This is a genomic window from Burkholderia sp. WSM2230 (assembly GCF_000472445.1).
Classification (GTDB): Bacteria; Pseudomonadota; Gammaproteobacteria; order Burkholderiales; family Burkholderiaceae; genus Paraburkholderia.
This window is the reverse complement of the sequence record NZ_AXAJ01000012.1, coordinates 43,516-69,795: the sequence shown is the minus strand read 5'-3', so window position 1 is coordinate 69,795 and position 26,280 is coordinate 43,516. Positions and strand designations below refer to the sequence as shown.

At 63.7% G+C, this 26,280-nt stretch carries 23 protein-coding genes and 1 pseudogene; 7 read left to right on the top strand and 17 right to left on the bottom strand.

The genetic code is table 11. The features are described from left to right. The first annotated feature begins 134 nt into the window (after nucleotides 1-134). Nucleotides 135-1,166, top strand: coding sequence for an alpha/beta fold hydrolase (locus A3AC_RS0121535; protein ID WP_025601298.1), 1,032 nt, complete (start codon nucleotides 135-137; stop codon nucleotides 1,164-1,166). Between the two features lie 217 nt (nucleotides 1,167-1,383). Here the strand turns inward: A3AC_RS0121535 and A3AC_RS0121530 are convergent, their stop codons facing one another. The 9 genes and pseudogenes from A3AC_RS0121530 to A3AC_RS29425 form a co-directional block, all read right to left on the bottom strand. Next, nucleotides 1,384-2,217 (bottom strand): M55 family metallopeptidase, encoded by an 834-nt coding sequence (locus A3AC_RS0121530; RefSeq protein WP_025601297.1) that lies wholly within the window; start codon nucleotides 2,215-2,217, stop codon nucleotides 1,384-1,386. Then, nucleotides 2,217-3,341: a DmpA family aminopeptidase gene (locus A3AC_RS0121525; protein ID WP_025601296.1), complete on the bottom strand. Its 1,125-nt coding sequence runs from the start codon at nucleotides 3,339-3,341 to the stop codon at nucleotides 2,217-2,219. The genes A3AC_RS0121530 and A3AC_RS0121525 overlap by 1 nt, the downstream gene beginning before the upstream one ends. Continuing rightward, entirely contained in the window at nucleotides 3,338-4,243 is a 906-nt protein-coding gene (gene gsiD / locus A3AC_RS0121520; RefSeq protein WP_025601295.1) for a glutathione ABC transporter permease GsiD, read from the bottom strand. Before gsiD ends, A3AC_RS0121525 begins: the two co-directional genes overlap by 4 nt. A 7-nt stretch (nucleotides 4,244-4,250) precedes the next feature. Further along, entirely contained in the window at nucleotides 4,251-5,171 is a 921-nt protein-coding gene (gene gsiC, locus A3AC_RS0121515; RefSeq protein ID WP_025601293.1) for a glutathione ABC transporter permease GsiC, read from the bottom strand. Nucleotides 5,172-5,282: 111 nt separating this feature from the next. Further along, nucleotides 5,283-6,845 (bottom strand): glutathione ABC transporter substrate-binding protein GsiB, encoded by a 1,563-nt coding sequence (gsiB, locus tag A3AC_RS0121510; protein ID WP_025601292.1) that lies wholly within the window; start codon nucleotides 6,843-6,845, stop codon nucleotides 5,283-5,285. Between the two features lie 103 nt (nucleotides 6,846-6,948). Beyond that, the gene (locus A3AC_RS0121505; RefSeq protein WP_025601291.1) at nucleotides 6,949-8,871 is read right to left on the bottom strand and encodes a dipeptide ABC transporter ATP-binding protein; all 1,923 of its coding nucleotides are present in this window, start codon (nucleotides 8,869-8,871) and stop codon (nucleotides 6,949-6,951) included. Between the two features lie 58 nt (nucleotides 8,872-8,929). Beyond that, nucleotides 8,930-9,925 (bottom strand): isoaspartyl peptidase/L-asparaginase family protein, encoded by a 996-nt coding sequence (locus A3AC_RS0121500; protein ID WP_025601289.1) that lies wholly within the window; start codon nucleotides 9,923-9,925, stop codon nucleotides 8,930-8,932. Then, nucleotides 9,922-10,917 (bottom strand): MurR/RpiR family transcriptional regulator, encoded by a 996-nt coding sequence (locus A3AC_RS0121495; RefSeq protein ID WP_025601288.1) that lies wholly within the window; start codon nucleotides 10,915-10,917, stop codon nucleotides 9,922-9,924. The genes A3AC_RS0121500 and A3AC_RS0121495 overlap by 4 nt, the downstream gene beginning before the upstream one ends. A 165-nt stretch (nucleotides 10,918-11,082) precedes the next feature. Further along, nucleotides 11,083-12,332, bottom strand: a pseudogene (locus tag A3AC_RS29425) (MFS transporter). Nucleotides 12,333-12,425: 93 nt separating this feature from the next. Between A3AC_RS29425 and A3AC_RS0121485 the strand changes: the two are divergent. Further along, entirely contained in the window at nucleotides 12,426-13,145 is a 720-nt protein-coding gene (locus tag A3AC_RS0121485) for a 16S rRNA pseudouridine(516) synthase (RefSeq protein WP_025601287.1), read from the top strand. A 167-nt stretch (nucleotides 13,146-13,312) separates the two neighbouring features. Beyond that, a complete protein-coding gene (locus A3AC_RS0121480) occupies nucleotides 13,313-13,501 on the top strand; it encodes a hypothetical protein (protein ID WP_025601285.1) in 189 nt (62 codons plus the stop codon). Nucleotides 13,502-13,676: 175 nt separating this feature from the next. Here A3AC_RS0121480 and A3AC_RS0121475 read toward each other — a convergent pair whose 3' ends face one another. After that, a complete protein-coding gene (locus A3AC_RS0121475) occupies nucleotides 13,677-14,717 on the bottom strand; it encodes an NAD-dependent epimerase/dehydratase family protein (RefSeq protein ID WP_025601283.1) in 1,041 nt (346 codons plus the stop codon). 154 nt (nucleotides 14,718-14,871) lie between these two features. Between A3AC_RS0121475 and A3AC_RS0121470 the strand changes: the two genes are divergently transcribed. From A3AC_RS0121470 to A3AC_RS0121460, 3 genes are all read left to right on the top strand, one after another. Then, nucleotides 14,872-15,903, top strand: a complete 1,032-nt coding sequence (locus tag A3AC_RS0121470) for a CDP-6-deoxy-delta-3,4-glucoseen reductase (RefSeq protein ID WP_025601281.1) — start codon at nucleotides 14,872-14,874, stop codon at nucleotides 15,901-15,903. Nucleotides 15,904-16,191: 288 nt separating this feature from the next. After that, on the top strand, nucleotides 16,192-17,376 hold the full coding sequence (locus tag A3AC_RS0121465) for an acetylornithine transaminase (protein ID WP_025601280.1): 1,185 nt from the start codon (nucleotides 16,192-16,194) through the stop codon (nucleotides 17,374-17,376). A 17-nt stretch (nucleotides 17,377-17,393) separates the two neighbouring features. Then, complete coding sequence (locus A3AC_RS0121460; RefSeq protein ID WP_025601279.1) at nucleotides 17,394-17,861, top strand: GNAT family acetyltransferase; 468 nt, start codon at nucleotides 17,394-17,396, stop codon at nucleotides 17,859-17,861. A gap of 130 nt (nucleotides 17,862-17,991) precedes the next feature. Here the strand turns inward: A3AC_RS0121460 and A3AC_RS0121455 are convergent, their stop codons facing one another. The 7 genes from A3AC_RS0121455 to A3AC_RS0121425 all read right to left on the bottom strand — a co-directional run bounded on the left by A3AC_RS0121455 (nucleotide 17,992) and on the right by A3AC_RS0121425 (nucleotide 25,099). Then, nucleotides 17,992-18,696 carry an ABC transporter ATP-binding protein gene (locus A3AC_RS0121455; RefSeq protein ID WP_156924657.1) on the bottom strand — a complete coding sequence of 235 codons (705 nt, stop codon included), beginning with the start codon at nucleotides 18,694-18,696 and terminating at the stop codon, nucleotides 17,992-17,994. A 17-nt stretch (nucleotides 18,697-18,713) separates the two neighbouring features. Then, complete coding sequence (locus A3AC_RS0121450) at nucleotides 18,714-19,490, bottom strand: ABC transporter ATP-binding protein (protein WP_025601275.1); 777 nt, start codon at nucleotides 19,488-19,490, stop codon at nucleotides 18,714-18,716. An 81-nt stretch (nucleotides 19,491-19,571) separates the two neighbouring features. Next, nucleotides 19,572-20,741, bottom strand: coding sequence for an ABC transporter permease subunit (locus A3AC_RS0121445; RefSeq protein WP_025601273.1), 1,170 nt, complete (start codon nucleotides 20,739-20,741; stop codon nucleotides 19,572-19,574). A 22-nt stretch (nucleotides 20,742-20,763) separates the two neighbouring features. Next, nucleotides 20,764-21,714: a branched-chain amino acid ABC transporter permease gene (locus A3AC_RS0121440; RefSeq protein ID WP_013340266.1), complete on the bottom strand. Its 951-nt coding sequence runs from the start codon at nucleotides 21,712-21,714 to the stop codon at nucleotides 20,764-20,766. 229 nt (nucleotides 21,715-21,943) lie between these two features. After that, nucleotides 21,944-23,146 (bottom strand): branched-chain amino acid ABC transporter substrate-binding protein, encoded by a 1,203-nt coding sequence (locus tag A3AC_RS0121435; RefSeq protein ID WP_025601271.1) that lies wholly within the window; start codon nucleotides 23,144-23,146, stop codon nucleotides 21,944-21,946. Nucleotides 23,147-23,681: 535 nt separating this feature from the next. Then, a complete protein-coding gene (gene ispH / locus A3AC_RS0121430) occupies nucleotides 23,682-24,641 on the bottom strand; it encodes a 4-hydroxy-3-methylbut-2-enyl diphosphate reductase (RefSeq protein ID WP_025601269.1) in 960 nt (319 codons plus the stop codon). A 2-nt stretch (nucleotides 24,642-24,643) separates the two neighbouring features. After that, nucleotides 24,644-25,099 carry an FKBP-type peptidyl-prolyl cis-trans isomerase gene (locus tag A3AC_RS0121425; RefSeq protein WP_025601268.1) on the bottom strand — a complete coding sequence of 152 codons (456 nt, stop codon included), beginning with the start codon at nucleotides 25,097-25,099 and terminating at the stop codon, nucleotides 24,644-24,646. 177 nt (nucleotides 25,100-25,276) lie between these two features. Between A3AC_RS0121425 and radC the strand changes: the two genes are divergently transcribed. Next, nucleotides 25,277-26,140, top strand: a complete 864-nt coding sequence (gene radC / locus A3AC_RS0121420) for a RadC family protein (protein ID WP_025601267.1) — start codon at nucleotides 25,277-25,279, stop codon at nucleotides 26,138-26,140. Nucleotides 26,141-26,280: the final 140 nt, after the last annotated feature.

Genomic DNA, 26,280 nt, shown 5'->3' with positions numbered 1-26,280 from the left:
ACCGATATTGCCCAAATACTGGTGTCAACCCGCCCTCCGTCCCGCGCCGTACGTTGGCCGCGGATAGTGATTGTCACTGCCGCGCCGCTTCGGTATGTTGCCGTAGTCGGGTTTTATGCCTCCGGAGATCCAGCATGCCGCCCAAACGCCTGCTTTGCGCCGCCGTCTTATGTCTCTGTTTCGCGGAACCTGGCGTGTTCGCGCAAAATTCCGCGCCGGGTCCGGCGCCGGCGCCTGCCGCGTCCGCCGCATCTGGCATTGCGCCCACGCCCCAACCGGCAGCCGAAGGTGCCGGAGCTGCGGGAGCCGCCAGACCTGCCGCCCCTGGCGAAGCACCCGCCACCGCAGCAAGCGCAGCCGCGGCGCCGGCGTCCGGCGTGGCCCCTGTTCCTGGCCCAGCCCCTGCTCCTGCCTCAGCCGCCAAAGCCGCCGCTCAAGCCGCATCGCAGCCCGCCGCCGCGCCGATGACCGGCCCCGTCCGCAATGTCGTGCTGGTGCACGGCGCATTCGTCGACGGCTCGAGTTGGAACGGCGTCGTCGCAAAGCTGCAGCAAAAGGGCTATCGCGTGAGCTCGGTGCAGAACCCGCTGACCTCTCTCGCCGACGACGCCGCCGCGACGCGTCGTGTGCTGGCCCGCCAGCAAGGCCCGACGATACTCGTCGGCCACTCGTGGGGCGGCGTGGTCATCACGGAAGTGGGCGCGGCGCCAAACGTCGCCGGCCTCGTGTATGTGGCGGCGATTGCGCCGGACCGCAAAGAGTCGGCGATGGATCTCATGAAACGCGCCGCGCCTATGCCCGCGGGCGCAAACATCGTCAAGGATGCAAGCGGTTTTCTTTGGCTCGACCGCGCCAGGTATCACGCGGATTTCGCCGCCGACGTCCCCGAAAATGTGACGCGCGTGCTGTCCGCCGCACAGGTGCCGATCGCGGCGAGCGCTTTCGATGAAACGGTCAGCCAGGTCGCGTGGAAAGAAAAACCGTCGTGGTACGTGCTGACGACGAAAGACCGCGCGGTGTCGCCGGACGTCGAGAGATTCATGGCGGAGCGGATGGGCGCGAAAGTCGTGCCGATCGCGTCGAGCCATCTCGCCCCGGTCTCTCACGCAGGAGCGATTGCCGACGTGATCGACCGCGCCGCACGCGAATTGAGCCGTCAGCAGTAGCGCCCGGGCACGTGCCGCCGTCGAGACGCCGTGCGAGACCAGTGCATGCCCCGCTCGCAGCCGAACGCAAACGCGCACGCTCATGCAAGGCGCCCGGCACGCCGACTAATGCAACCCGGCTAACCCCGCCCGAATAACGCAGCCCGAATAACGCAGCCCGAATAACGCAGCCCGAATAACGCATCCCGGCTAACGCAGCCCGAATAACGCATCCCGACTAACGCAGCATGAACGACATCGCCGACAAGCAGTTGAGCATGCGCACCGCGTGTTCCGCCGACGCCGCGTCAAAGCGCAGCGTGACGGCATCGACACGCGTGAGCGTCGGCCATTGGCAGAACAGATCGGCAAGCGCGCTGGTCTGCACGCGCAGTTCGCACTCGACAGCTTTGGTAGCAGCGCGCGCCGCATGCGGTGCTCGACCCGCGGCGAGATGCTGCTGCACGACCTCGCGCGCTGCGTTCTGAATAGCCGCGCGAGTGCTCGCCGGCGATTGCGAGACGCCGCTCGCGTACCCGGTCGCGCTCTTCGTCACGACAAAGCGTGCGCCCGGAAAACGCGGCGCGGTTTCCTCGGCGAATACGTCGTCGCCGGATAAAAGCGCCACCTGTGTGCCATATTCTTCAGCCAGCGCGCCATACAAGCCCGCCTCCCCAACTTCTACGCCGTTCAGCGAAACGCGCGCGAACGCAAAACTGTTGATGGTGTGCGCGAGGATGCCGCGCGTTTGCGACATCGCGTGATAGCCGATCATGAAGACAAGCGCCGCGCCGTATTCGAGGCCGGCCATCATGCCGAGCGTGCGCGGCTTGCCGAGCACTACCTGCGCGCGCTCGTCGAGCAGATCCGGCAGCAGATTGCGGAAGCTGCCGTGCGAGTCGTTGACCCACACGTGCGTCGCGCCGCCGGCGAATGCGCCTTCGATTGCAGCGTTGGCTTCGAGCGTCATCCAACGGCGCGCAGCTTCGTATTCGCCGTTGCCCGCGCGCGTCTGCTCCGGATGAAACACGCCGGCGACGCCTTCGATGTCGGCAGAAATAAGGACTTTCATCAGCAAGTGTGTTTGAGTAATTGCGCTAGATCGGGGACGCTCTCGCGTAGTGATAAGCGCCGATGGCCGTCGCGGCCGGTCACGGATTGCGCACTCCACAACGCGTCGAGAATGGCCTGTTCGACGCTGTCGGCGCAGGCACGAAAGAGCGGGTCCATGTATTGATCGGCGACGAGCGGCGGCAGCGCGACGTATCGCGCGAGATGCGGCACCGTATAGGCCGTCGAAAATGCGAGCGCTATATCGCCGCTGCCGTGGCCGTATACCGAACCAGTCCGCGCAAGGCCCGCGGCTGCGCGCAGCGAAAGGCGCTTGAGCTGGCGCGCGTCGAGCGGCGCATCGGTGGCGACGATCATGATGATCGAGCCTTGCTCGGGCTTCGTGCGCTCCGCAACGTCCGGAGCGGTGGCAACCGGTTCGGCGCCCGCTTTCCCCGCGCGTTCCGCCAGCACGCGCCCGAGAAGATGGCCGTCGACAATCAGCATCGGCAAACGCCCAAAGTTCGCCAGCACGAGCGCGCCGACCGTGTACTCTCGCCCGGCCACGTACGCCACGCGCGAAGCATTGCCGATGCCGCCCTTCAGATCGAAGCACGACATGCCGCGCCCCGCTCCGACCGAGCCGCTTGCCACATTTGTGCTGGCCGCAGCGTATGCGTCGTTGAAATGCCGTTCGCCGATTGCAAGCGCCTGAATGTCGTTCAGGTAGCCGTCGTTGCATTCGAACACCAGCGGGTTGACCGTCGGCCACTCGCGCCCTATCCGCGGATTGGCTGCGCATGCCGCGCGAATCTGCGCCTGCGCGACCGCCGCCACGCCAAACGTATTGGTCAATGCAATGGGCGTTTCGAGCGTGCCGAGTTCGTCCAGCTGCACGAGCCCGACGCTCTTGCCAAAACCGTTGATTACCGAGGCGGCCGCTGGCACCTTGTCGAGAAACGGATCGCCAGCATGCGGACGAATCACGGTCACGCCGGTTTGCAGCACGCCGTCAGCGAGCGTGCAGTGTCCGACGGTCACACCGTGCACATCCGCGATCGTGCCCAGAGGACCGCCGGGTAATTCACCCACATGCGGCGGACTGCGCAAATCTGGCGAGCTATGCAATGACGTTGTCGCGCTCATGGGCGGTCGAGCTTCGGATCGAGCGCGTCGCGCAAACCATCGCCGAGCAGGTTGAAGGCGAGCACCGTGAGGAAAATCGCGAGACTCGGGAACAGCGCAATATGCGGAGCGGTCACCATATCCGCACGTGCTTCGTTGAGCATTGCGCCCCACTCGGGCGTGGGCGGCTGTGCGCCGAGTCCGAGAAACGACAGGCTCGCGGCCGTGATGATCGAAGTGCCGATGCGCATCGTGAAGTACACGACAACCGACGAGATCGTGCCCGGCAGGATATGACGCACGATGATCGTCCAGTCCGACGCGCCGATACTGCGCGCCGCCTCGATATACGTGAGCTGCTTGAGCATCAGCGTATTGCCGCGCACGAGCCGCGCAAATGCTGGAATGCTGAAAATCGCCACCGCGCAGATCACGTTGATCATGCCGTTGCCGAGAATCGCCACCACGCCGATGGCAAGCAGAATGCCCGGAAAAGCGAACAGCACATCGGCCACGCGCATCGTGATGCGATCCCACCAGCCTTCGTAATAGCCCGCGAGCAATCCGAAGAACGTGCCGATCACCGCGCCTATCGCAACGGAGAGAAACCCCGCTTCGAGCGAGATGCGCGAGCCCGCGAGAATGCGGCTGAAAATATCGCGGCCCAGTGAATCGACGCCGAACCAGTGCGCAGCGGAAGGCCCTGCGTTCAACGCGTCGTAGTCGAAGAAATTCTCGGGATCGTAGGGCACGATATGCGGCGCGGCAATCGCGACCGCGACCAGCAGCAGCACGAAGATGCCGGCGGCGAGCGCCACGTGCTGCTTGCGAAACTTGCGCCAGAACTCGCTCCACGGCGTACGGATAGCGCGCTCAGCGTGCGCGGGTTTGGCCGCATTCGGCTCGGTGGCTGTCGTGCTCATGCGGGCCTCACTTGAAACGGATAGTCGGATTGATCACGGCGTACAGCACGTCCACGACCAGATTGATGATGATGAATTCGAGCGAGAACAGCAGCACCTCGGCCTGAATCACCGGATAGTCGCGCATCGACACGGCATCCACCAGCAGGCGCCCGAGCCCCGGCCAGTTGAACACCACTTCGACCACGATCGAGCCGCCGAGCAGGAAGCCGAATTGCAGCCCCATCATCGTGACGACGGGAATCATCGCATTGCGCAGACAATGTTTGACGATCACGAGCCGCTCGGGCACGCCCTTGGCGCGCGCGGTACGCACGAAGTCTTCATGCATCACTTCGACGAACGAGGCGCGCGTAAAGCGCGCCATCACCGCCGCGACCGCCGCGCCGAGCGTGAGCGAAGGAAGAATGTAGCTCTGCCATGAACCGTCGCCGACAATGGGCAGCCAGCCGAGCTTCACCGAGAAAATCTCCATCAGCAGCATGCCGAGCGCGAACGCGGGAAACGAGATACCCGACACGGCGAGCGTCATGCCGAGCCGGTCGGGCCAGCGATTGCGCCATACCGCCGACACGATGCCGATGCCCATGCCGAGCACAACCGCCCACACCATGCTCGCGAGCGTGAGCAGCAGCGTCGGCATGAATCGCTCGCCGATCTCCTCGCTGACCGGCCGCTTGCTGCGCGTCGAGGTGCCGAAGTCGCCATGCGCGATCTTCACGAAGAAGCGTGCGAATTGCTGCGGCATCGGCTTGTCGAGCCCGAGATCAGCGCGCACCAGAGCGACGGTCGCTTCGTCGGCATCCGGCCCGGCGGCGAGCCTCGCGGGATCGCCCGGCAGCAGATGCACGAATAGAAAGACCAGCACCGCGACGATAAAGAGCGTCGGCAACAGGCCAAAGATACGTTTGACGAGGAAGTTCAGCATTGAAGCTCAATCCGGCAATGATACGGGCAACGAAATATCACGTACTGCGCTCGCGCGAACGCGCGGCGCTGCATGTCCTGTCAGAGCATGCAGCGCCACACGCCCGGCTCATTACTTGATCGCAATCTCGTCGAAGTTGAACGAACCGTCCGGCGCGACATAAGCACCCGACAGACGTTTGCTGCGCGCATACACGACCTTTTCCTTGACGAGGAAAATCCACGGCGCGTCGGCCCAGATGCGTTTTTGCGCGTCCGTGTAGAGCGCGGCCTTCTTCGTGCGGTCAGTCGTTTCGAGCGCCTGCTTCAGGTCGCTGTCGACGGTATCGTTCTTGTAGTACGCGGTATTGACCATTTTCGGCGGGAAGGAGACCGACGCGAGGAGCGGCGTGATCGCCCAGTCAGACTCGCCGGTCGACGACGACCAGCCCGCGTAGTACATGCGCACCGGCGCGGTGGCTGCGTCCTGCGCGCTTTCGACCTTCGCGACGCGCTGGCCCGCCTCGAGCGCCTCGACCTGCGCCTTGATGCCGACCTGCGCGAGTTGCTGCTGCACGAACTGGATCACCTTCTGTGCCGTCGAGTAGTTGTACGCGGACCATAGCGTCGTTTCGAAGCCGTTCGGATAGCCCGCTTCCTTCAGCAACGCACGCGCCTTCGCCGGGTCGTAGGGCCACGGACCGAGCTTCACCGCATAGTCGACGCCCTGCGGCACGACGCCGTCAGCGGGCGTTGCGTAGCCGGCGAATACCACCTTGGTCAGCGCCTCCTTGTTGACTGCGTAGTTCAGCGCCTCGCGCACCGTCGGGTTGTCGAACGGCTTCTGGTTCATGTTCAGGCTGATATAGCGCTGAATGATCGACGGCGATGCGATCAGATCGACCTTCGGGCTCGACTGCAACTGCGCGGCCTGCTCGAACGGCACCTGAAATGCGAAGTCCGCTTCGCCAGTGCGCATCAACGCGGCGCGCGTGTTGTTGTCGACCACCGGCTTCCAGTCGATCGCATCGATCTTCGGGTAGCCCTTCTTCCAGTAGCCGGCAAACTTCTTCACCGTGAGATCGCCTGCCGGGTCCCACTTCACGAATTCGAACGGACCTGTGCCGACCGGGTGAAACGCGATGTCCTTGCCGTATTTCTTCAGCGCGTCAGGCGAAATCATGACCGCCGACGGATGCGCGAGCACGTTGACGAAAGCCGAGAACGGCGCCTTCAACGTGATCTTCACCGTGTAGGGGTCGACCACCTCGGTCTTCTCGATACGGTTGAACATGTTGTAGCGCTTGAGCTTGTTCGCCGGATCGGTCACGCGGTCGAAGTTCGCCTTCACCGCGGCGGCGTTGAAGTCCGTGCCGTCCTGGAACTTCACGCCGTGACGCAGCTTGAACGTATAGACGCGCGCGTCCGGGCTCGCTTCGTAGCTGTCGGCGAGCACGTTGACGAGCTTCATGTCCTTGTCGAAGCCAAAGAGCCCTTGATAGAACGACTTTGCGACCGCTTGCGAGAGCGTGTCGTTGGCATCGTACGGATCGAGCGTCGTAAAGGTCGAAGCGACGGCCATCACGGCCGTGGTTTCGGCATGCGCGACGTTGCCCGCGAGCATCGCGAACACGACTGCGCCGCCGCTGAGCAGCGCGCGCAAACGAAACGGAGAAGACGGGACCAGCAGGTTCATGAGTGGACTCCAGGCTGCGAGTTGAAACAGGTTAGGTTGCTATTCGACGATTTGCTCCGGCTTCTTGCGCCGGCGCTTTTTGCTTACTGCTTTGACCGCTTTATCAGTACGCGCCGCCCACGCGATGCTGCGCGACGAAGTGATCCGGGCCGACAGCGACGAGCGGCGCCACGGCGGGCTCATCGTTCAATGCGCGGATCGGGCTCGGAATTTCATCGGCGGCCAGCATGCGTTTCGCGTGACGCCGCGCCGGGTCGGCAACCGGCACCGCGCCCATCAGCTTTCTCGTGTACGGATGCTGCGGCGCCTCGAACACCGCGCGGCGCGGGCCGATTTCGACGATCTGGCCGAGATACATCACCGCCACGCGATGACTCACGCGCTCGACCACCGCCATGTCGTGCGAGATGAACAGGTATGCGACGCCCAGCTCGCGCTGCAAATCGAGCATCAGATTGACGATCTGCGCCTGCACGGAAACATCGAGCGCGGAGACGGATTCGTCGGCGATCACGACTTTTGGATTTAGTGCCAGCGCACGCGCGATCGCGATGCGTTGACGCTGACCGCCAGAAAATTCATGCGGATAGCGGCGCGCGGCCTCCGGCGGCAAGCCGACCTTTTCGAGCAGCCACGCGACGCGCGCCTGCGCCTCGGCGCCTTGCGCGACACCGTGCACGAGTAGGGGCTCCATGATCGAGAAGCCGACCGTCAGGCGCGGATTGAGCGACGCGAACGGGTCCTGAAAAATGAACTGGATATCGCGACGCAGCGCCTGCAACGCGGCGCCCGTCAACGAACTGATTTCCTTGCCGTTGAATTCGATGGAACCGCTCTGGCTTTCGACAAGCCGCAACAGCGAGCGGCCCGTAGTCGACTTGCCGCAGCCGGACTCGCCGACGAGCGCCAGGGTTTCGCCCGGCCGCAGGTCGAAGCTGACTTTCTCGACCGCATGCACGCGGCCAGTCAGCCGGCCGAACAGACCGCTTCTGACCGGAAAGCGCGTGACTAGATCGCGCACGCGCAGAATGGGCGGCGTGCTTTCGTCGACGCGCGGCTGCGCTTCTTTCGCGACGGCCGCCGCGGGGCGCACGGGCTCGTCGGCGCCGCTCACGCTCGTCTGCTCGACCGTCAGAATGGGAAACTTCGCCGGCTGGTCGGTGCCCTGCATCGCGCCCAGACGCGGCACGGCCGCGAGCAGCGCCTTCGTATAGGCATGCGACGGCGCGGCGAAGAGCGCGTCCGAGGCGCCCTCTTCCACCTTTTCGCCGCGATACATGACGAGCACGCGGTCCGCGACCTCGGCAACCACGCCCATGTCGTGCGTGATGAAAATCACGCCCATGTTCATTTCGTCCTGCAAGCCGCGAATCAGTTGCAGGATCTGCGCCTGAATGGTCACGTCGAGCGCGGTGGTGGGTTCGTCGGCGATCAGCAACGCGGGCTTGCACGACAGCGCCATCGCGATCATCACGCGCTGACGCATGCCGCCCGACAGTTGATGCGGAAAGCGCCCCGCCACGCGCCGCGCCTCGGGAATGCGCACGAGTTCCAGCAGCCGCAGCGTTTCGGCGAAAGCCGCCGAGCGGCTCTTGCCCTGATGCAGCGAAATGGCCTCGCTGATCTGGTCACCCACCGTGAAGACCGGATTGAGCGAGGTCATCGGCTCCTGAAAGATCATCGCGATGTCGGCGCCGCGAATCGAACGCATCGTGCCGGACGACGCTATCGCGAGGTCGAGCACGCTGCCGTCGCGGCGCCGGAATGCGATGTTGCCGCCGGCAAGGCGCCCACCGCCATGCTCGATCAGCCGCATCAACGCGAGCGATGTCACCGATTTGCCGGAACCCGATTCGCCGACTATCGCGAGCGTTTCGCCGCGCTCCACCGTAAACGACAGATCGCGCACCGCGTTGAAGGTTGTCTCGCCGCTGCGAAACGCAACCGACAGATTGTCGACCGCCAGTACGCGCTGCGGCGGCAAGGTTTCACTAAGCGGGCTGGCGGTGTGCGATGAAGTCGGCACGGTGGTTCCTTTCTATTCGAATGCGCGGGCGTTGCTCAACAATATTCAGGGTAACGAACTAACGGTAGATCGCTGTCACCGGCGTTTCGCCGGCGCGCGCAAAACCGCGGTACATGCCCTCGGTATTGAACGGCAGCGTGACGTGGCCGCGGGCGTCGACGGCGACCAGGCCGCCGCGGCCGTTGATTTTCGGCAGGCGGTTCATCACGACGTCGTGCGCGGCGTCCTGCAAGGACACATTTCGATAGGCCATTTGCGCCGCGACGTCGTAAGCGGCGACCATGCGCATGAACATTTCGCCCGAGCCGGTTGTCGAGACGGCGCAGGTCGCGTCGTCGGCATAGCAGCCCGCGCCGATCAGCGGCGTGTCACCCACGCGGCCCACCTGCTTGTTGGTGATGCCACCCGTCGAAGTCGCCGCGGCGACGTGGCCGTGCGCATCGAGCGCGACCGCGCCGACCGTGCCGAACTTGCGATTCGGGTCGATCGGCTCGTGCGGTGTGGGTTCGTTGTGAGCCGTTGCAGACGACGAAAACGCAAAGCTCGCGGCGTCGTGATCGAGCATCGCGCGTTGCTGGTCGCGAGCGAGCAGCCACTGACGATGACGCGCGTCCGTATCGAAGTACTCGGGCTCGACGAACTCGACGCCATGCGCGGCGGCGAAAGTCTCAGCGCCTTCGCCGGTGAAGAGCACGTGTTCGCTGCATTCGAGTACGCGACGCGCTGCGAGAACCGGATTGCGCACGCGCTTTACGCAGCAGACCGCGCCGGCTTCGAGCGTGCTGCCGTCCATGATCGCCGCGTCGAGTTCATGTGTGCCCGCTGCCGTGTACACCGCGCCGTGGCCCGCATTGAAGAGAGGACAGTCTTCCAGCAGGCGCACCGCTTCGCTCACTGCGTCGAGCGCGCTGCCGCCTTGCCCGAGCACGCGTTGGCCGGCGGTGAGCACGGCGTGCAAAGCCGCGTGATATTCGGCTTCGGCACTGGCCGACAGCGACGCGCGCAGAATCGTTCCCGCCCCGCCATGAATGGCAATGACTGCGTTGGTGTTCATCGTTTGAGTTTGGCTTTGGGTTTGGCTGCTGTATTGCGGGATTTCGCAGGCGAAGTTCGCGCCGGATCGTGCGCCGCGTCACCGGCTGTACCCGGGGATACGGAGAGCGGATCGGTGAGCCACGGCAACACGAATTCGGTGACTTCGGCGGCCGCTTTCGCCGAACGTTTCGCGCGATACGCGACCGCGTCGCACAGTGCTTCGATCACGGCAAGCACGGCCGCGTCCGCGTTCGCCGCGAGCCGGCGCTCGGAGCGCACGTACAACGACAGATCGGCGAATTGCGCGAGCGGCGAGCGCGGGCCGTCGGTCAACGCAAGGATGCGCGCGCCGCGAGTTGCAGCGCGGCGCGCGAGTTCTATGGTGTCGTCGACATAACGCGGAAACGCGATGCCGATCACGAGGTCGCCCTTGCCGCAATTGAACAGACGTCGCGCGGCGTGCGACGGACCGCCGATGAACGCGAGCGACTGCACGTTGTCGTGATACGCCATCAGGTTGTGTTCCATCAGCCCGGCGAGAAACGCGCTCGTGCCCGCGCCGAGCACGAACACGCGCCGCGCGGCGAGGATCGCCTCGACCGCGGCTTCGGCGGCGGCGTTGTCGATTGCGGTGCGCGTCAGGTGCAGATTGTTGGCCGCCTGTTCGAGCGACGCGTCGACCACGTCGTCGCCGGCGGCGAGCGACTCCTGCGCGCTGCGCAAGCGCTCGACCGGTGCAAGCGTCGCCTCGAAGCCGCGCACGAGCGCCTCGCGGAACTGCGGATAACCGTCGAAGCCGAGCGTGCGCGCAAAGCGGTTGGCCGTAGCGACCGAGGCGCCGACCACGCTCGCCAGTTCATCGATCCGCATGGTGGCCGCGCGAAACAGATTGGCCAGCACGTATTCACCCATGCGCCGGTGAATGGGCGTGAGCGTGGGCATAGCCGCTTCGATGCGGGCGGCGATGGCCTGCTCGGCCCGGTTGGAAGCAACGGACGGTTGATGAATCATGCGGGCGACGGAGCGTGATAGTTGTCAGTGACTGCTGCCGAAGGCGATTGCCTCCAGTTGTAAGCGGAATGCATGAAACTATATTTACATGGAAACCGTCCAGAAAAAAATTCATTTTCATTTTTAGGGGTTTGTCCTGGCCTTCGTGTGCGAAGCAGTTGATCTTCAGCAAGCCGCAGCGGGCCCTTCCGGAATGCGTGAGAGTCGCGCCGCTGGCGACATCGCGATAATCGACGCCTGCACGAGAAAGCAGTTGCCGCCGCGACGAGGCAGGCGTCCATATTCCAGTGCGCGCTGATCGCTGCGCCGAGCAGCGCGCCGGCCGGCCGCGCGCCATACGTCGCGGTGCTGTTCAGCGCGGAGACGCGGCCCATCATCCGTTGCGGCGTGATGGCCTGGCGCAGCGTGGTCGAAGCGACCACCCATAGAATCGGTCCAGCGCCGAGCAGGAAGAAGCTCAGCAGTGCGAGCCAGAACGACGGCGCGACGAGCGTCCCGACCATGACGAGCGAGGCCAGCAGGCCGCACGACGGTCCGATCAGCAGCACGCGCCCAAAGGTAAGGCGTCGCGCGACGGCAGGCGCGGCGAGCGCGCCGCACACCATGCCGACGCCATAGGCGCCGAGCGTGATGCCCACCGCCGACGCGGACAGCCCGAGCCGATGTACCGCGTAGGGTACATAGACGGCTTGCAGAACGAAGAAGCCCAGGTTGAAAAATACGGCCGTCGCAAGCATTGGAAGCAGCAACGGATCGCGCAGCACAAAGCGTGTGCCGTCGCGCAACTCCAGCATGAAGTGACGCGCGGGCGCCGCCGCGCGGGGCGGTTCGCGCAATCCCGCGAGCAGGGCCACCGCAAGCGCCGACAACGCCGCCGCAAAGCCGTATGCCCAACCCGCGCCGATCCATCCGACGAGCACGCCGCCTAGCGCCGGTCCCGCCGAATATGCGACGCTGCGCGCAAGTTCGAGACGGCCGTTGGCGCTCGCGTACGAATCACGGGAGACGAGCGCCGGCACGAGCGATGGCGCGGCCACGTTGTAGGCGACCGTACCCGTCGCGGCAACAAAGCCGAGCGCGCCGAGCAAGGGCAGGCTGAGCGCGTGAGTGACCATAAGCATGAGGACGCACAGCATCGCGACGACCCGCAAGCTTTCAGCGAGCGTCATCAAGGTGCGGCGTGAGCGACGGTCGGCCCACACGCCGAGTGGGATCGACAGCAACAGGAACGGCAGGGTCTGGGCGGTCTGCAGCAGCCCTGTGCCGCGCGCGTCGGCGCCGAGCGCGAACACGGCGACGAGCGGCGCGGCCGCAAGGCTGATCTGCTCCGCGGACTGCGCGACCAGGTTCGACCACGCGAGCCGCCGAAAAGCGGCCGGCAAACGCACACTAGGGGAAGACGGCGTGACATGCATCGATGACTCCTGCAACGGACCAAGGAGTGACCATCGTCGCCGTGATCGCGTCACCGCACGCCTCGCTTCTTGCGGTGTTATTCTTCGCTCGCCATGAATCTCGAAAGCATTCTTTTTACCCAGGGCTTCGGCTCGCGCCGCCAATGCCGCGCGCTGATTGCCGACGCTCGTGTGACCATCGGCGGAAACGTATGCACCGACGCCGATGCCGATTTCCCCGCCGACGACGCGTCGTTCTGCTTCAGCGTCGACGGTGTCGTGTGGCCGTACCGCGAGCGCGCCTATCTGCTGCTCAACAAGCCGGCGGGCTATGAGTGCTCGCGCGATCCGCAGCATCATCTGAGCGTGTTCAGTCTGCTGCCGCCGCAGTTTGCCGAGCGCGGCGTGCAATGCGTAGGGCGGCTCGATCAGGACACAACCGGATTGCTGCTGCTTTCCGACGACGGCAAGTTCGTCCACATGTTCACGTCGCCGAAACGCAAGGTGCCGAAGGTGTATGTGGCGACCACACGCCATCCTGTCGACGACACGCAGTTGAGCCTGTTGCGCAACGGCGTGTTGCTGCATGGCGATTCCAGGCCGGTCGCGGCTGTGAAAGCGCATGCGCGCGCCGAGCGCTCACTGGCGCTCACCGTGATGGAAGGCAAGTATCACCAGGTCAAGCGGATGATCGCCGCGGCGGGCAACCGTTGCGAAGCGCTGCATCGCGAGCGCATTGGCGGGCTGGCGTTGCCCGCGACGCTTGCCCCTGGCGCGTGGCAATGGCTTGATGAAACCGGTCTTGCGTCCCTCGGATCTTCACCGATCGGGTAAGCCCGTACGGCTTGCGCAACCGCCTGACGCCATTGAAAAACCCATGTGCGCGGGCACACATTCGAGGTTTCACTGCGTGCGCGGCGCGCTGCGGCGCAGCATGCGGTTCGTCATGGCTCGCCCTATACTCGTCTAAACAAAGACTACAAAGCGTTCAAGGAGGGGCCATGATTGTCCATAACGGAATCATGATCTCGTATGTGATGGTGACGTTTGTGTGCCTCGGGGTGCTGCTGATCGGCGGATTGCTGATCGCAATGCGGCTGCGGCACAAATACCATCCCAATCTGATAGGCGCATTGATCGGCGCGATGCTGTGTTTTCTGCTGCTCGAGGCGCTGCCGGCGCTCACCTGAGCGGCAGGGCCAACGGCGCATGACGTGCCGCAATCACGCCGAGCCGCCTTAGCCGTTGCCACGTTTGCCGGCACTTTCCGGACGCGCTCCGGCGCCTTGTCATTTGCTATTGCGTTGCAGAACTCTGCGCGGCCACGCAACGTGGCTGGTGCGCTGCACGCTCTGGCGTCATGCGTTACTTCCCGCTCTGCTTGCCACCCGCTGCTTCGCGCAGAAAGTCCTCGACACTCGGATAGCGCAAACGCACGCGCAGTTCTTCTTTCAGCCGGCGATTCACGAGCCGCCTCGACTCGCGCATGAACGACAGCAAGGTCGGCTCGATCTGCTCCTCCGCTTGCGCTCGCGTAATGCGCGGCGGGCGCGCCAAACCGAATGCATCCGCGACTAGATCGAAGTACTCGCCCATCTTGAGCGACGAGTCGTCGGACGCATGGATCACGCGCGCGGGCCGCCCGCGCATGGCGAGGCGCACGAGGATCGCGGCGAGGTCGTCGGCGTGAATGTGATTGGTGTAGACGTCGTCCGCGGCGATCAATGCAGGCGTGCGCTTTTCGAGCCGCGCAAGCGGCAGGCGGTTGCCCGCATAAATGCCGGGAATCCGTGCGATGCTCGCGGCAAGCGTGCCGCGGGCCGTCGCGCGCCGCAGTTGGCGCTCGGCGGACACTCGCCGCTTCGCCCGCGCATTGGCCGGCTCGACACTGCGCGTCTCGTCGATCCACGCGCCTTCGCAATCACCGTACACGCCCGTCGTGCTCGCGTAGACGAAGCGCAGCGGCGCGCGCGAAGCGGCTGCGCGGCGAAGACCGTCGGGTACAATATTGGCTGGTTCCGTTGCTGCCCACGAGGCGCGCGCGCGGCGCAGGCGCCCAATCGGCGCGAAGCTCGCACCGGTGCGCGGCAAGGCAAAATCGCGGCGCACACTCAGGGTTGCGAGCAACGCGCGGGTGCGGCGGTCGTAGTCGCCGGTCTTCTGCGGGGGTGCGAGATGCAGCACGGTCGGCGCGAGGCCCGCAAGCCGTTTCAGGCTGCGGCGCTCGTCGAGGTCGCCGACCAGCGGCGAGACACCGGCAGCGCGCAATTCGGCGCTGCGCCCGGCGTGACTGGTGAGGGCGAAGACGTGAGCGTGCGGCCGCAACAGGGGCACGCAGCGCATGCCGACATCGCCGCAACCTACGATCAACACGCGCGGACGGCGGAAGTTTCGTGTCGCTTTCATGGTGCACGCATTGTAGCCGTCAGGCGCCGCGGGCAGCGGGCGGCAATGTCGCCGGGCGCGGGTCCTGCGGCTCTGGCTGGCTTCGCCGGCCTCACTGGCCTCACCGGTCTTGCGGCCAATTAACGATTACCGACTTTTCCATTTTCGAACACTTATGGCATTTAACGTCACGCTCCGGCAAAGCGGCCGGCAGTTTCAGGTAGAACAGGACGAACCGGTACTGAACGCGGCTTTGCGTCAAGGCATCGGCCTGCCGTACGGCTGCAAGAACGGCGCGTGCGGTTCGTGCAAGGGCGCCGTGGTGAACGGCCAGGTCGAGCAGCGTGCGCACTCGTCGTCGGCTTTGTCGAACGACGAAAAGACGCGCGGCATGGCGCTCTTCTGCTGCGCAACGGCGTGCTCCGATCTGGAAATCGACATTCGCGAAGTTGCGGGCGTGGGCGACGTGCAGGTGAAAAAACTGCCTTGCCGTGTTAACGCAATCGAGCGCAAGGCCGACGACGTCATCGTGCTCAAGCTGCAACTGCCGGCGAACGAACGCCTTCAGTATCTGGCCGGCCAGTACCTCGAATTCATCCTGAAAGACGGCAAGCGCCGCAGCTATTCGATGGCGAACGCGCCGCACGCCGAAGGCCCGATCGAGCTGCATATCCGCCACATGCCTGGCGGCGCCTTCACCGACCACGTGTTCAACACGTTGAAGGAGCGCGACATCTTGCGCTTCGAGGCACCGCTCGGCACTTTCTTTCTGCGCGAAGAGTCGGACAAGCCGATCGTGCTGCTCGCCTCGGGCACGGGCTTCGCGCCGCTGAAGGCCATTGTCGAGCATGCGGTGTTCAAGAACCTGAACCGCCCGATGACGCTGTACTGGGGCGCGCGTCGCAAGAAAGACCTGTATCTGCTCGAGCTCGCCGAGCAATGGGCGCGTGAAATTCCGAACTTCAAGTTCGTGCCGGTGCTCTCGGAGCCGGACGCGAGCGATGCGTGGACGGGCCGCGTCGGCTTCGTGCATCGCGCGGTGATTGAGGATCTGCCCGATCTGTCGGCCTACCAGGTGTATGCGTGCGGTGCGCCCGTGATGGTGGAATCGGCACAGCGCGATTTCACGCAGCATCATGGCCTGCCCGAAGACGAGTTTTACGCGGACTCGTTCACGAGCGCAGCGGATCTCGCCAACGCGGTCTGAGCTTGGGCGCCGCGGGCCGCGGGCCGCCCATTGCCATGAACCGATGCAAATTCATGCAAATTCATGGTTTACACCAGCGCTTTCCTTGTCGTATTCTTTCGCGCATGAACCGCATCCAGTCCGAACTTCGACGTCGCCGCTCGCCGCTTCCTTAGGGACGCCGCCGGCTTCGTCACGGATTCGCGCTATACAGAGCGCAAGCTGTTCGAATCATGAAAGCCACGGCATGCCGTGGCTTTTTTGCTTTTCCGCCTCATCCAACTTACCCGCTGTCTGGAGCCTGCCGTCATGAATTTCAATGAGTATCCGATCGAGTCGCTGATGTACATCACCAACCGGCCCGAAATCGTTTTCACGCACGGCAAGGGCTCGTGGCTCTACGACAACAACGGCAAGCGCTACCTGGACTTCATTCAGGGCTGGGCGGTCAACTGCCTCGGTCACTGCAACGAAGGCATGATCGAAGCGCTCAACACGCAGGCGAAGCTGCTCTTCAATCCGTCGCCGGCTTTCTACAATGAGCCGATGGCGAAGCTCGCCGGTCTGCTCACGCAACATAGCTGCTTCGACAAGGTGTTCTTCGCGAACAGCGGCGCGGAAGCGAACGAAGGCGCGATCAAGCTCGCGCGCAAGTGGGGCAGAAAGTTCAAGGACGGCGCGTTCGAAATCATCACGTTCGATCACAGCTTTCATGGCCGCACGCTCGCCACCATGTCGGCAAGCGGCAAGCCGGGCTGGGACACGATCTACGCGCCGCAAGTGCCGGGCTTCCCGAAAGCGGATCTGAACGACATCGCGTCGGTGGAAAAGCTCATCAACGCGAAGACGGTCGCGGTGATGCTCGAGCCGATCCAGGGCGAAGGCGGCGTGATTCCCGCCACGCGCGAATTCATGCAGCAACTGCGCGAGCTGACCCGCAAGCACAACCTGCTGCTGATCGTCGACGAAGTGCAAAGCGGCTGCGGCCGCGCGGGCAAGTTGTTCGCGTATGAGCTGTCGGGCATCGAGCCGGACATCATGACGCTTGGCAAGGGCATCGGCGGCGGCGTGCCGCTCGCGGCGCTGCTCTCGAAAGCCGAAGTCGCGGTGTTCGATGCGGGCGATCAGGGCGGCACCTACAACGGCAATCCGTTGATGACGGCGGTCGGCCATTCGGTGATCTCGCAACTCACCGCGCCTGGCTTCCTCGAAGGCGTGCGCGCGCGCGGCGAATATCTGCGCGCGAAGCTGCTCGAGTTGTCGGAAGAGCGCGGCTTCAACGGCGAGCGCGGCGAAGGTCTGCTGCGCGCGCTGCTGCTCGGCAAGGACATCGGCAACCAGATCGTCGAAAAGGCACGCGACATGCAGCCCGACGGCCTGCTGCTGAATGCGGCGCGTCCGAACCTGCTGCGCTTCATGCCGGCGCTCAACGTCACGAACGAAGAAATCGACCAGATGATGGCGATGCTGCGTTCGATCCTCGACACGCTGTAACGAGACCGGGACGCCTCATGAGCACACTCGCCGCGCTTTCGATCCGACGCTTCGACGCGCGCGACACACATGCCGTGATCGCGCTGTGGCAGCAGGCCTTTCCCGAGTATCGGGACGCGACGAAGCCGCAGCGCAACCCGCATCTGTCGATTGCAAACAAGCTGGCGACGCAGCCGGAGTTGTTTTTCGTCGCGGTGCTGGACGAGCGCGTGGTCGGCACCGTGATGGGCGGCTACGACGGCCACCGCGGCTGGCTGTACTCGCTCGCGGTAGACGAATCGTTGCGGCGGCATGGCATCGGCTCGCGGCTCGTCGCGCATGTCGAAGAGGCGTTGACCGTGCGCGGCTGCCCGAAGCTGAATCTGCAGGTGTTGTCGGCGAAGAGCGAGGTGCGCGCGTTTTACGAGTCGCTCGGTTATCGCGCGGACGAAGTAGTCAGTTTGGGCAAACGTCTTGGCGAGTTGGCCTCTATCCCGGCGGCTTGAATACTGCGCGCCGCTCGCTCCATAAAGCGCCCGTACAAAGACAAAGGCCGCATGCGTTTGCTTACGCATGCGGCCTTTATTTCATCGGCGGTCGAGGTGCGAGTGCTTAGCTACTTACTCGTTCACCCGCTTATTCGCCAAGGTATGCAGCCCGCACCTTCGGATCATCCAGCATCTCTTTCGCGTCGCCCGACATTGTGACGAGACCCGAGTCCATCACGTAGCCGCGGTTCGCCGCCTGCAACGCGAGACGCGCGTTCTGCTCGACGAGCAGCACTGTCATGCCTTCAGCCGAAATCGCCCGCACCACCTCGAAGATCTTCTCGACCATGATCGGCGACAGACCCATCGACGGTTCGTCGAGCAGCAACAGCTTCGGCTTCGAGATGATCGCGCGCGCCATTGCCAGCATCTGCTGTTCGCCGCCCGAGAGCGTGCCCGCATATTGCGTGGCGCGTTCCTTCAGACGCGGGAAAAAGCCGAACATGCGATCGACGTCGGCCTTGATGCCGTCGCTGTCGCTGCGCAGATAAGCGCCCATCTGCATGTTCTCGACAATCGACATGCGCGCGAAGATGCCGCGGCCTTCGGGCACCATCGCAAGGCCGCGCTTCAGGAGCTCGTGCGGCGGCACGCCCTTGATCGACTGGCCCATGTACTCGATGTCGCCCGCCGAGTACGGCTTCAGACCCGTGATCGCCTTCATCGTCGTCGTCTTGCCCGCGCCGTTCGCGCCGATCAGCGTGACCAGCTCGCCCTGCCCGACTTCGAGGTCGATGCCCTTGACTGCCTGGATGCCGCCGTAATTGACCTGGAGGCCCTTGATTTTCAACATGGTTTGCGTCGTGGACATCAGTGGACTCCTGCACCCAGATAAGCTTCGATCACCTTAGGATCCTTCTGCACGTCTTGCGGCAGACCTTGCGCAATCACCTTGCCGTAGTCGAGCACCGTCATCTGGTTGCACAGACCCATCACGAGCTTCACGTCGTGCTCGATCAGCAGAATCGTCCTGCCGTCGGCGCGAATCTTGTCGAGCAGGCGCGTGAGTTCGACCTTCTCCGTCGCGTTCATGCCGGCGGCGGGTTCGTCGAGCGCGAGCAGCTTCGGGTCGGTTGCCAGCGCGCGCGCGATTTCCAGACGACGCTGGTGGCCGTACGACAGATTGCGCGACGTGTAATCCGCGTACTGCGCAATGCCCACGTACTCCAGCAATTCGATCGCGCGTTCCTTGATCTCGCGCTCTTCCTTGCGCTCCGCGGGCGTCTGGAACACCGCGCCGAGCAGGCCGTGCTTCGTGCGCACGTGGCGGCCCACCATCACGTTTTCCAGCGCGGTCATGCCGCCGAACAGACGAATGTTCTGGAACGTGCGCGCAATGCCCGCTTTCGCCACCTGATACACCGCCGTCGGCGTGTAGTTCTGGCCGTCGAGCTTGAAGTCGCCCGAGTCGGGCGTATAGAGGCCCGTGATCACGTTGAAGAACGTGGTCTTGCCGGCGCCGTTCGGGCCGATCAAACCGTAAATGGTGCCTTCCTCGATCTGAAGGCCGACGTCCGATAGCGCCTGCAAACCGCCGAAGCGCTTGTTGACGCCCTTCACGGACAGACGGATTTGTTTGTCGCTCATATGATTTCTCCTTGTGGACCAGAGTCGGCGCCTGGCGCCTTACTCCAGTCCCATGCCGGGCTTCGCCCTGCTCCGCTTCCGTTATGCGCGCACTGGCTTCTTGCCGGCCCGCTTCGACAGTTTCGCGATCTTGTCTTCGTGCTTCGGCGACGGCCACAGGCCTTCCGAGCGGTACAGCATGATGAGCACCATGGCGAGTGCGTAGACCAGCTGACGGATCACTTCCGTGTCGACGATTTCATGGCCGAAGATCATGTGCTGCAGCGGGCCCATCGTCGAGCGCAGGAATTCCGGCAGCACGGCGAGCAGCACCGCGCCGAGAATCACGCCCGGAATGTGGCCCATGCCGCCCAGCACCACGCAGGCGAGCACGACGATCGACTCGGGCAGCGTGAACGATTCCGGCGACACGAAGCCCTGGAACGCGCCGAACATCGCGCCCGAGAGGCCGCCGAACGACGCGCCCATCGCAAACGCGAGCAGCTTCACGTTACGCGTGTTGATGCCCATGGCCTTCGCGGCGATTTCGTCTTCGCGGATCGCGGCCCAAGCACGGCCAATACGCGAATGCTGCAAACGGGTACACACCCAGATCACCAGCAGCGCGGCCAGCACGAACAGGTAGTAGTACGAGTACACCGACGGGAACTGCAAGCCGAACAGCGAGTGCGTCTGCGAGAGGCTGAAGTCGCCGACATGCACCGGCGCAATCGCCGTGATGCCCTTCGGGCCGTTCGTGATGTTCACCGGACGGTCGAGGTTGTTCAGGAAGATCCGCACGATTTCCCCGAAGCCCAACGTCACGATGGCAAGGTAGTCGCCGCGCAGACGCAGCGTCGGCGCACCGAGCAGCACGCCGAACAGCGCGGCGATCCCCATCGCGCAAGGCACGATGATGAGGAACGGCACGTGTAGACCGTTTGGCGCAATGTGCGCGATCCACTCGAACTGCGAGGACAGGTGCGGCGAAGACAGCAGCGCCGCCGTGTACGCGCCGACCGCGTAGAACGCGATGTAGCCGAGGTCCAGCAGGCCGGCGAAGCCGACCACCACATTGAGGCCGAGCGCGAGCATCACGTACAGCATCGCGAAGTCGAGCACGCGGACCCAGTAGTTGCCGCCGGCGGTGCCGATGATCATCGGCGCGGCGATCACGAACACGGCGGTGATGATGCCCACCGTCAGCGTCTTCGCGAGGTTGCGTTCGGGAATGAGCGTCGTGGACGGCTCGATCGGTTGAATTGAGGTCATTTGATTTACTCCTTGGCCTGGATCAAGCGCGATCCGCAACGCGTTCGCCGAGCAGACCCGACGGACGGAACACCAGCACGATGATCAGCACGATGAACGCAAACACGTCCTGATAGTTACTGCCGAACACACCACCCGTCAGGTTGCCGATATAACCGGCGCCCAACTGTTCGATGAGCCCCAGAATCACGCCGCCGACCATCGCGCCGCCGAGGTTGCCGATACCGCCCAGCACCGCCGCGGTAAAGGCCTTAAGCCCTGGGATGAAGCCCATGTAGAAGTGGGCGTTGCCGTATTCGGAGGCGATCATCACGCCGGCCAGGGCAGCAAGCGCCGAGCCGATCATGAAGGTGGCCGAAATCACGAAGTTCGGGTTCACGCCCATCAGCGAGGCGACGCCCGGATTTTCGGCAATCGCGCGCATCGCGCGGCCGAGCTTGGTCTTGTGCACGAGGAGCAGGAGGCCCGCCATCACGAGGAACGCGACGACGATGATGACGATTTCAGTCATCGAGATCACGGCGCCAGGCGTCGTGTCGGTGGCCTTGATCACGTTGAGCGGATCGGTGGGCAGCAGCTGCGGGAACGGCAGCGGGTTGCGAGACCAGATCATCATGGCGAGCGTCTGCAGCAGGATCGACACGCCGATCGCGGTGATCAGCGGAGCGAGACGCGGCGCCTTGCGCAACGGCCGGTAGGCCACGCGCTCGATCGTGTAGCCGACCACCGCGCAGACCACGGCGGCGATTGCAAGCGCGATGCACAGCGTCGGCACATTGCCTAAGCCGGGGAAGTGGTTCTGCAGCACGCCTATGGCGGAGAGCGCAACCATCGCGCCGACCATCAACACATCGCCGTGAGCGAAGTTGATGATGCCCAGAATGCCGTAAACCATCGTATAGCCCAGTGCGATGATGGCATAAACGCTGCCAAGCACCAGTCCGTTTAGGATCTGCTGGATGAAGATATCCATTTAATGCTCCTTAGCCCGTGCGACTGGATTCGCGTTTTGCATCAGCCGGTGGGCGGTGATGCGTCACGGAATCTCAACGGCACTGCGGGTACTGATGTAAAAGACCGGTAAGGGTTTATCCGCCGCCGGTTTGCCAGGACGACTGGGTCACAGTCGCTAGCTCACCTTCGGCGGATGCAAAAACGGCACCGTTGGATGGTTCGGTGCCGTCAGGCTGAACGTCCCGTCATCACATCTTCACGACGTCGAGAACCGCTTTTTTGCCGTCCTTGAAGTCGTAAAGCGTAATGGCGCCCTCTTTCAAATCACCCTTGTCGTCGAACGCGATGCGGCCGATTACCCCGTTGTAATCGGTGGACGGCATCGCAGCCAGCACCTTGGGCGCCTCGATCGAATTAGCGCGCTTCATTGCATCGACAATCACGTACACAGCGTCATACGTGAACGGTGCGTAAATCTGCACCGGCGTGTGGAAGCGGTCGACGTACTTCTTCTCGAAGTCCGCTCCCCTGTCCATTTTCGAAAGCGCGAGTCCCGCTTCCGAACAGACCAGGTTTTGCACGGCGGTTCCCGCCAGCTCACCCACCTTGTCGGTACACACGCCGTCGCCGCCAAGGATTTTTGCCCTGATACCGAGCGCCGCCGCCTGTTTGGCAAACGGGCCGCCCGTTGCGTCCATGCCGCCGAACATGATTGCGTCGGGATGAACACTCTTGATCTTCGTGAGGATGGCCCGGAAATCCGTGGCCCGGTCGTTCGTCGCCTCGCGGGCGACGATTTTCGCCCCGTTCGCCTCGACGGTCTTCGCGAATTCTTCCGCGAGCCCTTTGCCGTAGGCGGTTGCATCGTCCACTACGGCGATGCGTTTGGCGCCCAACGCCTTCGTGGCGTAATTGGCGAGCGCCGGACCCTGCTGCGCGTCGGTTGCGACGACGCGGTAGGTCGTCTTGAAACCCTGCTGCGTGTACGCCGGATTCGTCGACGACGGCGAAATCTGCACGATGCTCGCATCGCTATATATCTTCGAAGCCGGAATCGACACGCCCGAATTGAGGTGCCCGACGACGGCCACCACGTGATCGTCCACCAGCTTCTGCGCGACCGCGGTGCCCGCTTTCGGATCGGCTGCGTCGTCCTGCGCGTCCAGTTGCAGGTCGATCTTGTGACCGTCGATTGTCAGACCCTGAGCATTGATTTCCTCGACTGCGAGGCGCGCGCCGTTTTCGTTGTCCTTGCCCAGATGCGCGATGCCGCCCGTCAAGGGGGCTGCATGGCCGATCTTCACGACAATTGCCTCGCTCGCCGGCGCGGCGGACGCTGCCACCGCTGCCGATGCGCCTGCTCCCGCCTCGCCATCCTGATTTTTGCCGCACGCGGTCAACATCGCAACCGCGGCCGCGATGGACACGGCGTAAGCAAACTTGACTCGCATTAAATAGGTCTCCCGCCCTTGCTAAATCTCGTGTTCGAAAGACCCTAAGGCCTTGAGAACGCGCGCATTGTAACTCCAATTTTGCGACGGGCAATATTGTTGAACCGGCAGGGTTTTCCTGCATTGCAACCGTATTTTGAGGCCATCTTCGACCAAAGGGCGCAACCTGGTTGCGACTCATTTTCGTGCATCAGTTGCACCAGCGCAGGAGCGCATGGCATCAAGTGTTGCGGTGGGGCTGGGCGGCGGCCGGTCAGAGCACGGTTTGCGGGGAATCCGTGTCGCGACCACGACGCTTCCCTTCGGCACCATGTTAGTGCGTTAAAAAAGTTTGCAGAAAGATTACGTCGCAGAAAGGGGGACACATCTGTTGAAAACGAATTTGGTGCCAGATGTATTTTCAAAAAAGATTCCCGTCCTGCAGTTAAAAAAGTATGTGGTTGGGTGATATGTCACCATTTTCTGAAAGCGCGTGGCCTCGGCGAAAAAAAAAAGCGCGCCCTAAGGCGCGCTTCTCGCAGTCGGCTCCGGGGAGTCAGGCAGGCAAGCCCAAGCCCCGCGGCAGCGGGAACGCGATGTTTTCCTCAATGCCGTCGAGCGCGCGCACATTGCGCACGCCCAGCTCGCGCAACCGGGCTATGACCGCCTGCGCCAGCACTTCCGGAGCCGAAGCGCCGGCAGTCACGCCGATGCGGCGCTTGCCCTCGACCCATGTCGGATCGATCTGGTCCGGCGAGTCCACCATATAGGCGGGCACGCCCAGCTTTTCCGCCAGCTCGCGCAGCCGGTTCGAGTTCGAACTGTTCGGGCTGCCGACCACGATCACCACGTCGCACTGCGGCGCCATGAACTTGACGGCGTCCTGACGATTCTGCGTGGCGTAACAGATGTCCTGCTTCTTCGGCTCGCGGATGGACGGATATTTGGCCTTCAGCGCGCCGATGATTTCAGCAGCGTCGTCTACGGACAGCGTGGTCTGCGTGACGAACGCAATCCGCTCCGGGTCGGCGAGCTGCAGCGCCTGCACGTCCTCGATGTCTTCGACCAGATGCATGCCCTCGCCCGCCTGGCCCATCGTGCCTTCCACTTCCGGATGACCCTTGTGGCCGATCATCACGATGTCAAAGCCGTCCTGGCGCATCTTGGCGACTTCGATATGCACCTTGGTCACAAGCGGACAGGTCGCGTCGTAGACGCGCAGCCCGCGGGACTCGGCCTCGCTGCGCACCGCTTTCGACACGCCGTGCGCGCTGAAGATAACCGTGTTGCCGGGCGGCACTTCTTCCAGCCGCTCGATGAAGATCGCGCCTTTCTTGCGCAAATCCTCGACGACGTACGCGTTATGGACGATTTCGTGACGCACGTAGATCGGCGAGCCGTGCAGCTTGATGGCGCGCTCGACGATCTCGATAGCCCGATCGACGCCGGCACAGAACCCGCGCGGCTGCGCCAGCAGGATCTCGGTTTCGGCTAGGGTCGTATCCGCGATGCTCATGTTTACAGAATCCCGATGATTTTCACTTCGAACGCCAGCGCCTGACCGGCAAGCGGGTGGTTGAAATCGAACAGGGCCGACGTTTCGTTCACTTCTTTCAGAACGCCGGCGTAGCGGCCGCCGCCCGGCGCGTTGAATTCGACCAGGTCGCCCGGCGAAAAATCCTCGCCGATCATGCTGTTTTCGCGCAGTGTGGCCAGCGACACGCGCTGGATCAACTCCGGATTGCGCGGACCGAATGCGACGCCGGGGGCTAGCTGAAAGGTCGAATGGTGCCCGACCTTCAAACCCAGCAAAATGTCTTCCAGCGGCGGCGCGAGCTGACCGGCGCCGAGCAGCAGCGTGGCGGGTTTGTCGTTGAAGGTGTTGATGACTTCGGCGCCATCGGCAAGGGAAAGCCGGTAATGAAGCGTCACATGTGAACCGGGCTTCACTTCGGAAATGTCGATGATGCTCATGCAGTGCTCGCTCAGTCGAAGCGCGCTCTCACGCGTGCGCCGCTGGCGCAGCCGACGCGTGCGGCAAACCGTCGGCCTGCCGTGCGCAAAGCGTCTATTGTAAGCCACATGGCCGGGCTCGGCTTGCGTCCATCACGCGCACCTGGCCCAAACCCCCAGCGGAGGAATTGTCTGTATATGTCTGATTATGCGTCCACAATCGACGAACCAACGTTGGATTTCGCTCGTTCTCCGCCTGTTGCTCGCGCTCGCGATGCGTCTCGAGCGCCTGATGCGCCTGAAGCGCTTAAGGCGCCTGAAGGACCTGAAGCGCCTGAAGCGCTGGGGGTGCCTGATGCGCCCGATGCGCCTGATGCGCGTCGAAAGCGCAAATCGCACAAATGGCGCAAACACGACATGCCGCGCGAGAGGCTGATCGACCAGGGCCCCAGCGTGCTGTCGGACCTCGAGATGATCGTGCTCGTGCTCGGCTCGGGCCTGCCGGGGCACGATGTATTCAGCGTGGCGCGCGAGCTGCTCGATCGCTTCGGCTCGCTGCGGGCGATGCTTGACGCGACTTACGCGGATTTCGACGGCCTGCGCGGCATCGGCCCCGCGAAAAAGACGCAGTTGCTCGCGATCATGGAAATGGCGCGCCGCTCGCTCGTCGACAAAATGCGCCGGCGTTCGCTGATGAATTCGCCCGAGGTCGTCGAAAATTACCTGCGGTTTCTGATTCGCGGCCGGTCGCAGGAAGTGTTCGTGTCGATGTTTCTGGACGCCCGGCATCGGCTGATCCGCAGCGAGGAAAGCGCGCGCGGCACGCTCACGCGCATGGCCGTGTATCCGCGCGAAATAGTGCGGCGCGCGCTGGCGCTCAACGCGGCGAGCCTGATCGTCGCGCACAATCATCCTTCCGGCGCGGTGCAACCCAGCGCGAGCGACTGCAGCCTGACGCGCACGCTGCGCGAGGCGCTGGCGCTGATCGACGTCCAGCTTGTCGACCATCTGGTGATCGGCGCAGAGGGCGTATACTCTTTTGCCCGCGCCGGCTGGCCGTGAAGTTGCCGATCAGCGGCCTGTGGCCGGTGTTTCGGCGGCATCGAAAAAGCGTGAACGAGACCGGAAATGGCCTTGCGCCGTGTCTCGCCGCCGCAAATAAGGTTTGATTTTGCGGCCTTTTTCCTGCTAGAATTCCGGTT